This window comes from Acidisarcina polymorpha, assembly GCF_003330725.1.
GTDB classification, from domain to species: Bacteria; Acidobacteriota; Terriglobia; order Terriglobales; family Acidobacteriaceae; genus Acidisarcina; species Acidisarcina polymorpha.
The window spans coordinates 3,720,473-3,732,899 of record NZ_CP030840.1 but is presented as its reverse complement, the minus strand read 5'-3'; the positions used below and the strand labels follow the sequence as shown (position 1 = coordinate 3,732,899).

The window sequence follows — 12,427 nt, the reverse complement described above, 5'->3', positions numbered from 1 at the left end:
GCACTTTCTGTCAGTATATAGACTTTATATCAACGGTCTGAGCTGATTTGCTCATCAATCGTGCAAGTGATGGCTGTGTCGCATTGGGGAGAAGAGCGGGGCAGGCCCGGGAGCAGCCAAGCGCTTCGTCCGGTGCCAGGAGCGGCTAGACCGTGCTAGGTGAGGGGAGAGCTGTCAGTTCTCCCCTCACGTAAAGTTAGGACTTGATAAACTCCAGCAGATCCTGATTGATCTGCTCTGCATGGATGATCGGCATTCCATGCGGAAAACCCGGATAAACTTTCAGCTTTGCATCTTTCACCAGCTTTGCCGAGAGCGCTCCAGAGTCAAGGTAGGGCACGATCTGATCATCGTCGCCGTGCATCACGAGGGTGGGAACATCGATCTTTTTCAGGTCCTCGGTAAAGTCGGTCTCGGAGAAGGCCTTGATGCAGTCATATTCGCCCTTGACCCCGCCTTGCATGCTTTGGAACCAGAAATTTTCGCGGACCCCCTCAGAGATCTTTGCTCCTTGCCGGTTATAGCCGAAGAAGGGCAAGCTCAGGTCCTTGAAGAATTGCGACCGGTCGTCTAACAGGCCGGTACGAATGCCGTCGAAGACGTCCTTGGGCAAGCCGCCGGGGTTCTTCTCCGACTTAAGCATCACCGGTGGGACGGCACTGATCAGTACCGCCTTCGCGATTCTTCGCGAACCGTGGCGGCCGATGTAGTGGGCTACTTCTCCACCGCCGGTCGAGTGACCCGCGATGATTGCATTGTCGAGGTCCAGCGCCTCAAAAAGCGCCGCAAGATCGTCGGCATAGGTGTCCATCTCGTTGCCATCCCAGGACTGCGCGGAGCGGCCATGGCTGCGACGATCGTGCGCGATGACCCGGAAGCCTCGCTCGCCGAAAAACATCATTTGTGTATCCCATGCATCCGCATTGAGAGGCCAGCCATGCGAGAAAACTATGGGCTGCCCTTTGCCCCAATCCTTGTAGTAGATCGTTGTTCCGTCTTTTACTGTGATGGTGCTCATGTGTTCTCCTTGGCGTCGTCGGGGTGGATTCTATTTCCTTGTTAGGAACGGGGTTGCAGAGTTCACGAATTGGGTTGATCGATAACAACGCGTTCAAAGCAGGCGTTCGCAGCCAAACACTCTGGTTCGCTACTTCGTCAGCGCTTCTTTCGCAGCCTCGTCGATCACGGCTGCGACCTTCTCCGGCTCTTCGAGGATGACCATGCGACACGTCGGCAGGGTTGTTGTCGCCGCCTTCATCTTCTTCGCGCTCGATTCTTCCATCGCCGGTGGAAGCATTCGGTCGTTTGTCGAAATGACCGCCCAGGTCGGTTTCGTCTTCCATGCGGCAAGCTTCAGTTTCTCGTCGAACATAGGCCCGTAACTCTGTCCCTGAACCGCAAAGGCAAGCTCACGTTCGGCCAGCGGAAGCCCCTGGGTGACATACTCCAGCATGCCTTCGGAAGTAAGCACGGCAAATTTCTCGCTGTCCAAACGAATCTGTTTTTGCCCGTCCGTCCAGCCGAATGGTTGGCTGGCATCGTTTGCCGACTCTCCGGCCTCCGGAGCATAGGCCGCGCCGCACACCAGGGCCGCAACTTTAGGGTCATCGCCAGCCTCGCTGATGACAGTGCCTCCCCAGGAATGGCCGACAAGGATCACCGGCCCGTCCTGCAGTGCAATGATTCTCTTTGTAGCGGCCACTTCGTCCTTTAACGAAGTCAATGAATTCTGGACAGCGACCGCTTGGTAGCCCTGCGCTTGCAATAACGGAATCACTTTCGACCAGCTTGAGCCATCGGCGAAGACGCCACGAACAAGAACGATGTTCTTCACTCTTCGATCTTCATGATCCTTCATACAGGTCACCCGTGAATTCGCAGACTGCGGTCACCCTTGAGTCCACAGAATGCGGCTCGGCACTTAGCATTTCCGTTCCCTGGCTGCAATAGGATTGTTCCCCAACACCGATTTCCTCGAAAGACACTCTCGGGGTAATTCCTCTTACCCATTTAGGGGGGCAGGTATGTTGATGATGACGTTAGTCTCTGTCAGGTGGCCGTCCGCTCAGCGCCCAGGCTTTGCAAGCGCCTTTATCGTCTCGATCGAAGTTTCAGCACCTAGAATTTGCCGCACGGCCTCTTCCAACACTTCATCTCGACCGGCGCCTATGCCTTCAATGGTGGGCACTACGATCTTGTCGGGAATAATGCCCACCCGCTGAGTTTGTTTACCGTATGGATAGAAGATCCCGATGCCGCTGATCATGGTCCTCAATCCGCCAGGAAGGGAAAGCTTTGACACATCGCCATCGGCGCCGGCCGTCGTACTGCCAATCACCATGGCATGCGGCGAGGAGCGGAAAGCCATCGCTGTGTATTCGGCCTGGCTCTGGGTCACCTCATCGACCAGAATAATGACTTTCCCCGAATAGTGCGGTTCTGCTGGTTGCAGGAGCGGGCCCTTAGTCCAATGAAACGCCCCGGGATTCGATAATTCTGCTTGTGTAAATTCGACAAACGGCGTCGACCATTTAACCAAGCGGGAGCCGAGAGCGAAAACCACGAATTCCGAAGGGTAATTGCGGATGTCCACGATAAGACCTTTTGTATCTCTAGCGCGCTGTATGTAACTGACGGCATCCCCAGCTTTGACTGAAGACAGCTTCAGGTAAGCCACTTGATCGGAGAGTAGCCGAAAAGTATCGCCAGGCAAGTCATGCGTGTTGGTGATTGCGGTCATGCCGGCGCTTGGGAGCCGCTTCGTTGCAACGGTGAGAAGATCGGGCCCTCGCCGAATCCGTACGGTGACCGGACCGCATGGGCCGTTCGTCATTGCCCGCGCGATATCCCGGAGTCGAGCGGCATCGTTTGAATCGGCATAATAAGGCGACCATGATTGAAGCAGGTTTTCGACAGGCTTCCCGTCAAGATCGGTAAGCACATCGCCAACTTTGAAACCGCCGACAGCAGACAGATCCTGAGAGGCAACGGCGGTGATGACGGCGCTCTGGCCAAGGAAACGCAGACTCAGTGGAAGCCTGCACTCGCCTACCGGCGGCCGAAGAGAAAGCGAGCTCCAAAGGTTGGCATGAGTATCATGAACTTGAGCGATGAGCTCCATCATTTCGAGTTGATACTCCTCGGAAGACTTAGCTAACGCGAGTCGCGGCAAGAATTCGCGAAGTACGCCATCCCAATCTTCCCCGACGATATTTCGATTGGGCGACCAATACTCGATGATGTTCCAAAAGCGATAAAGCGCGAGTATTTGAAAGCCAGCATCGGGGAACTTAACGCCCACATAGTCACGTTCATGATCGAACGACGGATTCCCTATCCCGGGAGCGAGCGAGATGTAAAACTGTTTACCGGCAGTACGATTCTGTTGAAGATATTGCAATGCTCGGGCGAGCTCTTTTCCCAGGAGCGCCTCGTCCGCGATCCATGCGATTTCAGGACGAAGTGCAAGCATGGGGACAGGCGTCAAGACGTGTCCTATGCGTGGTCCATCCTTATCTCCGGTAGCGCAGGAATTGCCACAAGGCTGTACGGGACCAAGACCGCCAATCCAGTGGATCATGGACGTCTGTGCGGCGGCCTGATCGGGGGCAGCAAGGATCTCCGGCAGGATGCGAAAGAGCTCGTAGTCCCATTGAAGCTCACCGGAGGTGACTGTGGGATGGTGATACTTCAGAAAGCCCCACACCTTTCCCAGTAACACCAGGTTATCGATTTGGACTGACGTCAGACTGGAGAGCACGAGTCCAGAGCCACGATCAAACTGACGATCGCCAGATGGCTTCGCGGCTGGCCCAGGCTGAGCAGTGCCCAATAGCGTCACAGCGAGGCTGACGAAGACCAACACTACCATTCGCCTCATGCGAACATCCCCTCTTCAAGTTGTCTGAGGTAGAGCATTGCCGGCCTCTCGAGGAACGGCAAAAGTTGCATGGATGTCTTGGTACAGTGGCGAAAGAATTGCGGCCAAAGTCTGGATCAGGCGGATCACGTCCGACGCCTCTGGGGAGATTTCCTCCCCAGATCCTTCATAATATCTGCGGATCTCCTCCTGCACCCGGGCGGCGGAGGCTTGAATTTCGGGCGCCGGTTCGGCTGGCTTTTCGCTCACTTCGTTTGCCATGATCCGCATCATGCGAGCGACATCCTTCTGAAAAGCGACCAGAGCCCCGGCGATCGCCTCGGGCAACGCCACCAGCGGCCGTTGCGTACGATATTGGGCCGCCGCAATTTGCACTTGCAACAAAGTCCGGATGGTCGGTTGCCAACGCCGCACATCTTCGCGAATTTGCATCTTGCGCTCGCGGCTGGGGCCAAATTCAAACAGCACTGCATCGGACTGCGCGGTAACTGCCTGAAAACCGGCGTTGATCTGATCGCGAAGCTGACGGATCTTCAGGATCGCCTTGACCTGGTCGCTTTCGATCAGCTGTTCCGCCACTTGCGCGAAGAGTTCCAGATTGCGCGCGAAGACGGTTTGCATTTCATCCAGGGCGTTCCTCACCCATAGACGATCGTAGAGCAGCCACATAGAGATCAGTCCGAGTAGCACTCCGAAGACCCGGTCGCGGGCTATGGCTAGAGAGATCTGGATCGTAAACTCCTGCAAGTTGATCAGGTAGAAGGCCAGCGCGACCTGGACACCGAGGTAGGAGAGCCTGGCGGACGCAGTCGAAATCCATGCCGAGATTGCAGTCACAGTGGCAAACAGCAGGGTGAATCCTGCAATGGAATTCAGATAAGGCAGGATGAGTACCTGGGCGCCCATGCCGAAAACAAATCCGCCCAGGAAGGCGCCCCCCAGCCGCAAAATCTGCTTCTGACGCGAGGAGCCGATCGTCGAAAGGGCAGTAATAAAGCACGTCGCGACCGAGGTGCTTAAGCCCGGCCACGCAATCGCCGTGTAGGTGACATAGCAGGCCGTCGCCGCGAGCGTACCGCGCAACGCAAATTGTGCATGCGCTGGATTCGAAAAGGCATCGGCAAGGAACAGCCGTGTGGGGCCCTCCTCATCGAGCGGCGCGACCACGAACTCCTGCATGGATACGGAACCCGAATAAGCCTTAGGGATCAGCGCCGCCGTAGCTTCCATCGTCGCCAGGAAAGGAATGTTGGAGGGTTCTTCTTCGGCCGGCAGCTGGCTATCGCGGGGAAGTTGCCTACGAACCAGGTCTTCACGGAACCCGGCCAACACCTCGGCCAACCGTAAGCAGCGCTGGCCGTCGGAGGGCTCGACTGGACTCGTCCGTTCGTGGAGTGCCAGTTGGAAGCTGCCGGCGATATCGACGAGCCGGCCCAGCAGAGCAATGGCAGCGGTCATCTGCGCCTTGAAGTGCGCGCCATAGTCGGACCGGTACATCAGCCTTCGAAGCCGGGATATGCCCACAGTCGTATAGAGTGAAAGCCGCTTCTCCGACTCATCCGGGAGGGGCCGCCCTTCACCCGCGCTCCTCAGAACGTCTTCCACGGTCTGCAATCGCGCTTCGATGCCTTCGGTGAGATCAGTAGTGGGGTGAATGCTCCGAAAGACGTATTCGACGACGATCGTAACGACCACTCCAATAGCGACCACAAAGCAGAGCCACAGCGTGTTCTCAAACCGCTCGTTCACATTGATGGTGGTCTCATCCCATAACGGAATTGCGCCCGCGATCATGAATCCAAATGCCGCCGCTGTGCCATAGTCGGAGAAGATGTGGATGAGATAGAAGGAAAGAAAGAGGCTGACGGCGACCCAAAGAAAATGAGTCAGCGGATCGTCGATGAACATGACTACGCTGACCGCCGTATACGCCGTGGCCAGCAGGAAAGCGATGACTGTCCGAAAACCCGACCGAAAAGTCGCTGCAAGATTCTCCCGGCTCAAGAACAGAGTGAAGATTGCGCCCAGAAAACCGCTCGGCAAACGAAACGTCATCACCAGCAGCATTACGATCGTGGCGGATATGGTGACCCGCGCGACCACCCACCCCCTGCCTGGATAGGGGGACAACTCCTTCTCCAGAAAGTTCTTAAACCACTTTCCTATCTGATCGATCGTGGCCGGCTGAGGCGCAACCGGTAGAGCTTTCCCCCCGCTACGCATCGCTACCTCGTCTTCCCGTCTCCGCGAATGATCACGACGGCAGACTCGCTGACGCGAAAAGGCTCAGACTCAGGCGCGTTGATGCGCACGCGGACCGGATAGCGAGTGGCCAGGTGGACCCAGTTCAGCGAACGCTGGACATCGGGCAATCCATTTGACGAGAATGTGCCGACCAGCGTCGTATCAGGCTGGACGCCAAAGCCAACGCTGTCGACCACTCCGTCATACTTGATCGTCGGCCGCGAAAGGATGTAGACGTCGGCGTGCATTCCGGGAACGATATGACGGATCTGCGTTTCGCGGAAATTCGCTACCGCCCACCATGTCCGGGTGTCGATCAGGGTAAATACCTGCTGACCGGTGTGAGCGTAGGCGCCTTGCGAGATGGTGAGATTCGTGACCCGCGCATCAAAGGGCGCGTAGACCTTGCAGTTGTTGAGGTTATACGCTGCCGTGCGAATCGCCGAAGCGCGCCCCTCGCGCTGAGCGGTGAGCGGATCGATGGTGAGTACGCTGTGTTGAGATTGGTTGAGTTGGGCGTGGCTTTGTTGCGCCGCTGCCCTTGCCTGCTCGTATTGGGCCTCCGCCGATTGCACCTGAGCTTCGGCCAGGACGACCTGAGAACGTTGTTGATGCACCGCTTGTTCGCGGGCGGTCACTGCCGTCCGGGCCTGATCCACCTGATCTACGGTGACGAACTGCTTCGCCAGCAACGGCTCAATCCGGTGAAAGTTGTTGGTGGTGTAGAGTAACTCGGCACTCGCGCTGTCGAGCCCGGCCTTCGCATTCGCGACGTTCGCTTTGGCTTCGTTGACCGCTGCTGCCGCGCGATCGATGTTGGCCGCGGCGCTCATCGTGTTGGCCTCGGCTGCTCCAACCGCGCTCACCTGCGAAGCAATCGTTCTACGTTGATCGACGATCTGTCCTTCCAGCACATTGAAGTCGGACTTGGCTCGCTGCAGCGCATATTCGTATGGCCGCGAATCTATCTCGAAGAGGAGCTCCCCTTGCTTGATGAAGGCGTTGTCGCGAACGGCGAGTTGCTGGATTGGTCCGTCGACCTGCGGAGCAATGCCGATGAAGTTGGCAAAGACCTCTGCATCGTCGGTACGCGGATTTCGGTTTGTTTCGCCGATCACGAGCAGCCCCGTAACCAACGCGGCAGCAATGATCGATAAGCTGACGATCCTGCCCAGGCGGGGACGCTTGGCGGCAACTTCGACTTCGGGCATCGTACCTCCTCTCCGTTCTCAGCTGAAGAACAACAGCCAGAGGGTAAATGTGAAAAATGCTGCCAGGCACGGATAGACAACGATCAGCGGCGATAGATCCTGTTCGAACTTGAAACGCACAAACAGCCAACGAACCGCGACCGTGAGCAGAATACCGGCCAGACCGCACACGATCCAGGCAGGAAAGAAAGATCCAAGGATATTGAAAGAAGGCGCCCGAGAGCAGCCGCAGAGGATCAACATCACCACGGACAGCGGTCCGATGGCGGCCCTGCGCGCCGTCCGCGCATGCTGACTTAGCGCCCGATTTTCTGTCATGTTATGGCCTTTTTGCATGAAGTAAATCGCTCGTTTGAAAAGCTAGCGCCGCCACTCCGGTCAACAATTGTGTGCGCGCGCTCACATCGGCAGTTCGCGCCGAAGCCAGTGCGCGCTGCGCGGAAACCACGTCGATCTGGCTGCGCACTCCGAAGTTGTACGACTGTAATGCGGCATCGTAGGATTCGCTCGCAGCAGCCAGTAGTGCGGCAGCCGCCCGCTGCTGCCGGAGCGCCGTCTTAGCGGTGGAGTAGGCGGACCAAACCTGATTCTCAACCTGATCACGCATTGCATTGAGCTCCGCGCTCGCTTGCTTCTGGTCGGCCTTCGCGCGCGCTAGCCTGTTCTCGCGGGCAAAGCCATCAAAGACGTTCCAGCTCAAGGAAAGCCTTGCATCCCAATACTCCTGATTTGGCGAATAGAGGCCCGCTTGCTGCAATTGCTGAGCATAGGACCTTGCAATCCCGCCATTGCCATCGAAGCTCAAGGTGGGCAGATAGGCAGTACGGGCAGCCCTGATCTCCGAACCGGCAGCCCGAAGGTCGGCTACCCGCTGCAACAGATCCGGCCGCTGCGCGAGCGCGCGATCGATCGAAGCCTCTACGGTGTCGGGAAGCTCGGTCGGTATCGGCAGATCCCGAATGCTCTCGACCTTGAACTGTGCGGTCGGAGAGATGCCAAGCGAGGTCGCCAAGTCCCCATGCGCTATCTCGGTCGCGCCAATCGCCGCCTGCAGATCGTAGTCCGCCTGTGCGGCGGCGCTGCGCGCTTCGAGAACATCGGGTAGCGTCGCCAGCCCTTGTTCAAGTCTTGCCTCAGCTGCCCGCTCGACGGTCTGGGCATTGTTGAGATTCGCCTCTGCCGCGTCCTCCTGGCCTTTACCGTTGAGCAATCGATAGTACGCTTGCATTACGTCGAAGATGATCCTGCGGTGGGTATCATTGAATAGAAAATTTGCTGAGAGAAGACCGCTGCGGCTGATCGCTACGTCCTGCAACCGGCGGCCAAAATCGAAGATGATGTAGTTGAGAGTGATTCCCGGAGCGAAAGTGCCCGTCGTTTGACGAATGAAATCGGGAGAAAAAAAGATGTCAGTCCTATTGGTCTCAGCAAGCGCAACCGCGGCGATAGTGGGGTAAAGACTCGCCTTCGAGATACCCAGATCGGCGGCACGCGCCTTAGCGTTCTCCCAGGCCACCCGGGTCTCGGGATTATTGTGCTCAGCAAAGTCAACGAGCTCTGATAATGAGTAGGTTTTGGACGGATCCGGAATCAAAGCGGGAGGGGTTCGGGGCGGGGCGGCAAGGACCTGCCCTGGAGCAACATCCCAAGGCCGCTCCGGGGACAATGGCGCCGTCTGTGCGCAGGCCAGTCCCGTCGCCAGCAGGATGGGAAGGAGGGCACATCTCTCTGCTCGACGTCGAATCATTTTGAGGCCATTACGCCGTTCCTGCGGCCAAACATAGCAACGTAGACGGATCATAACATTCCGGAATGCGCGCCCTCCTAGGAGGCAATGGCGTGTCCGGGAAATCCGAATCACGAGCGCTCCGAGCCAGCCAGCAGCCCGTCTACCAACGCCTCCCATTCAGCAGCAAGCGACGGCCGGTGAAAGGTGCGTCCTGCGCGTTGATACCAATAATTTGCGTTCCAGTCTGAGCCTTCCTTGCGGTGCAGATAGGCGTGGACGGCCATGCCATCCGTAGTTTCGAGTTCATCAACCAGAGCATGGGCGCGAACCCAGTCGCCCTTCGCATCCCACCACAAAGCTTCAATCGGAGCCGGTAGATCGCTGTCTGGCGCTTCTCCCGTTAACGACATTTTAAAGTGCCCCGAATTCATTTCCTCCTCCATTCTTGCTCCCCACCCAGTACAAACGAAGCAGTGCAGATCGACACACACGACGGCTACGTCCGTTTCCGGTAGCGAGGGCGCACGGCGCACTGACAATGGTAAGTCGCAGGCGCGATGCCAAGGCAAACTATTTCTCCCCCGGACTCGTGCGTCTCCGGCTCCCATAGGGAGGCTCACCGAGGAACAATCGCAAGCAAAAGCCCCGTTGGCTGAATTTGTCACCGTCGCCCGCACACAATATGCTGGACCCACCTGTATACAGACGGCAGACCACTTGCATTGGCGATCCATCGCGCGCCTTGAACATCGGCGCCATAGTAGAGCTCGCCAGCAAACCAGACAAATGCTTGATATTCGCCGAATCTTCGCCTAAACTTGGTGTGGGTTTGTGCCCAGCGAGCATGGCCCAGGCTGGCAAATCGTGCCGCAGCAGTGCTGCCACAAAGACTGATGAGCAATGACTTCAACTTCGTTTGCAGCTCGGCTCGTCTCCGTCGCGAGCTGAGCGCAAGAAACCTCCTGAGAGCAAAGGAGCATGCCAGCGAGCTGACGTATGGGGAAATTCCCAGCGTGATTTATAACGAGGGTGAAAACGACTGCCACGGGAACTTCCTCCGCGAGTCCTATCGGAGAATCTGCGCGACACCGGCGTGGAGGAAGAGGCTCGACAAAGTGTATACGGGATCAAGGTTTGTGCCTCGGCAGATGGAGCGGCGCCGCGCGGAGTTGGATTGTTGCAACAGCTCCGACGCATTGCTGATGAACGTGTTTTGCTATCCAGGTGTATTGGCCCGCAACTCGGTTCGCTCCATTCTGGGTGTTGATCGGCGTGCGATCATGGAGTTCGGCTTCCGCCCTTATACGCCACTCAATAGAAACGGCATCGACCGCACCGAGATCGATCTGCGAATTGGAGATGTGCTCATCGAAGCGAAGTTGATCGAAGCCGATTTTCAGAGCGCGCAACTACCGTTGCTGCAGCGATACCGGGACTTCGAAAGTGTCTTCGACGTCGAGTCGCTCTCCGTTCGGAGAGGAATGGTCGCCTCGTACCAACTCGTTCGCGGCGTGCTTGCGGCGGTAGCACTGAACTGCTCCTATTGTGTCTTGTGCGACCAAAGGCGCCCAGACCTGATAGAGGAATGGTATCGCATCATGCGAGCGATACCGAGCGCCGCAATCCGAAGTCAGCTCAAAGTCCTGACCTGGCAGGAGATTGCACGAGCGCTTTCGCGAAAACAGCAAGCCTTCCTTGCGGAGAAATACGGGATTTTGCCGAGTTAGCCCCCGAAAGGCCCTGCCTCCCACGTGATTTTTCTTGACTTGTACCTTCGCTTGATTTTATAAGCCGTTAGTAGCCGCTTTTCTAATGATGTTCCACCTTCACGCTAGCTTCAAACCTGCAATCAAGAAAAACTGCAATCCGATGTATGACTCCAGGCGCTAAGTTCGCACGAGAACTTCGATTTCCTATCCCGGGAGCCCAGATGAGCTGTTATGCAGGTACTATTGGTGCCGTCGTCTCAATAGACGGATCCGCCGATCACACTCACTCTGTCGAAGACCTTCGAAAAGATAAGCTCTACATGAAGGCAGGCATTGGAAATACGCAACTCCCTCAAACCTGAACCTGCGATTACGCGCTGAATACTCGGTGCCCTCAATCAACCGCAGTTCGCAGCAGTAAGTCGCCATAGCTACAGATCTTTATCCAGAACCACAACTGCCGCCACACCTCGTTGCGGCCAGATGTCTCTCAAGCTTGCTCTCTAACTTGCTGGCACGGAGCACTGGTTTGTTTTGCTTCAAGGACACTTGGAATTCCGGGGAAACATGACACTGAATGGTGAGTCTCGCTTTAAGTTTGGTTGTGCTCCGAATAGCTGGGGCGTGCTCGATTATCCAGGTCCGTCCTGGGAACAGTCGTATCGAACAATGTTGGACCAGATGGTGTGGGCCGGATATGAGGGAATCGAACTAGGACCTTACGGTTTCTTTCCAATAGAAGAATTGTTGCTGCCTGAGCTAGAGCAGCGCAACTTGCAATTGATAGGTTGCTTCACGGGGGTACGGCTTAGTGATCCAGCCTCGGCTTCCACAGTGATCGACCACGTACGCAAGGTTGTCGATCTGCTGTCAGCACTGGGCGCCCCATTTCTCGTCATCGCCGATGAGCAATCGCCGGCGCGAGACAAAATCTCTGGGCGTGTGCCCGCCGACGGAAGCGCAGGCCTTTCCGCTGCCCAGTGGAAGCACGTCGGCAGCATCGTCGCCGAGTTGGCCAAGCTCGTCAACGACTATGGCTTAGACCTGGTTTTTCATCCGCGCGTTGCCACCTACGTCGAAACTCCGGAAGAGACGGCGATTTTTTTTGATGCGGCCTCTGGGTCGAACGTGGGCTTGTGCCTTGACACTGGCCACTGTGTCTACGCAGGTGGCGATCCGGCTCGCGAAGCAGAGAAATACCGGCACATTCTGCGCCATGTCCACATCAAGGACCTGGAGTTCGATATCCTGCAGCAGGCGCGCAAAGATGAACTCACCTTTGATCAGGCCATTGAGCGGAAAATCTTTACAATCATCGGCCATGGAGATGTGGACTTCCCTGTCTTCTTCAACACACTGGCAAAGAATGATTATCGTGGCTGGTGTGTTGTGGAACAGGACATCAAATTCGAAGCGATCGAAATTCCTTCGGCCGTCAGCGTCGCCGAGAGCCTGAAATACCTGAGAGGCGTGGTCGCCGGCGAGAGCGCATCCACGGCATAGAACACCTGTTAATTGCCAGGAGTGAGTTTGAGGCGCGAGTGGACGTGGTGCCCGCCGCGCTCGGAAAGCACACGGCGCTCTACGGCGCAGTGGAGCTCGCCTGTCAGGAGTCTCATGAGCGAGTTGTATGAGCAGCTTCCCTTCGACCGCA

10 protein-coding genes are annotated in these 12,427 nt (G+C 56.8%); 2 read left to right on the top strand and 8 right to left on the bottom strand.

Annotation, left to right across the window (positions count from 1 at the left end; genetic code table 11):
- Positions 1–196 precede the first annotated feature (196 nt).
- The 8 genes from ACPOL_RS15975 to ACPOL_RS15940 all read right to left on the bottom strand — a co-directional run bounded on the left by ACPOL_RS15975 (position 197) and on the right by ACPOL_RS15940 (position 9,495).
- Positions 197–1,018 carry an alpha/beta fold hydrolase gene (locus ACPOL_RS15975; protein WP_114207931.1) on the bottom strand — a complete coding sequence of 274 codons (822 nt, stop codon included), beginning with the start codon at positions 1,016–1,018 and terminating at the stop codon, positions 197–199.
- A gap of 129 nt (positions 1,019–1,147) precedes the next feature.
- Complete coding sequence (locus ACPOL_RS15970; RefSeq protein ID WP_161557391.1) at positions 1,148–1,834, bottom strand: alpha/beta fold hydrolase; 687 nt, start codon at positions 1,832–1,834, stop codon at positions 1,148–1,150.
- A 231-nt stretch (positions 1,835–2,065) separates the two neighbouring features.
- Positions 2,066–3,880, bottom strand: coding sequence for a S41 family peptidase (locus ACPOL_RS15965; protein ID WP_114207929.1), 1,815 nt, complete (start codon positions 3,878–3,880; stop codon positions 2,066–2,068).
- A 15-nt stretch (positions 3,881–3,895) separates the two neighbouring features.
- Positions 3,896–6,103: an FUSC family protein gene (locus ACPOL_RS15960; RefSeq protein WP_114207928.1), complete on the bottom strand. Its 2,208-nt coding sequence runs from the start codon at positions 6,101–6,103 to the stop codon at positions 3,896–3,898.
- Between the two features lie 2 nt (positions 6,104–6,105).
- Positions 6,106–7,335, bottom strand: a complete 1,230-nt coding sequence (locus ACPOL_RS15955; protein WP_114207927.1) for an efflux RND transporter periplasmic adaptor subunit — start codon at positions 7,333–7,335, stop codon at positions 6,106–6,108.
- Positions 7,336–7,353: 18 nt separating this feature from the next.
- Entirely contained in the window at positions 7,354–7,653 is a 300-nt protein-coding gene (locus ACPOL_RS15950; RefSeq protein WP_114207926.1) for a YtcA family lipoprotein, read from the bottom strand.
- Position 7,654: 1 nt separating this feature from the next.
- On the bottom strand, positions 7,655–9,082 hold the full coding sequence (locus ACPOL_RS15945) for a TolC family protein (RefSeq protein WP_114210858.1): 1,428 nt from the start codon (positions 9,080–9,082) through the stop codon (positions 7,655–7,657).
- A 110-nt stretch (positions 9,083–9,192) separates the two neighbouring features.
- Positions 9,193–9,495 carry a hypothetical protein gene (locus ACPOL_RS15940; RefSeq protein WP_114207925.1) on the bottom strand — a complete coding sequence of 101 codons (303 nt, stop codon included), beginning with the start codon at positions 9,493–9,495 and terminating at the stop codon, positions 9,193–9,195.
- 582 nt (positions 9,496–10,077) lie between these two features.
- On the opposite strand from ACPOL_RS15940, the gene ACPOL_RS15935 reads away from it, so the two are divergent.
- On the top strand, positions 10,078–10,791 hold the full coding sequence (locus ACPOL_RS15935) for a PGN_0703 family putative restriction endonuclease (protein WP_236656827.1): 714 nt from the start codon (positions 10,078–10,080) through the stop codon (positions 10,789–10,791).
- A gap of 549 nt (positions 10,792–11,340) precedes the next feature.
- On the top strand, positions 11,341–12,276 hold the full coding sequence (locus tag ACPOL_RS15925) for a TIM barrel protein (RefSeq protein ID WP_114207922.1): 936 nt from the start codon (positions 11,341–11,343) through the stop codon (positions 12,274–12,276).
- Positions 12,277–12,427: the final 151 nt, after the last annotated feature.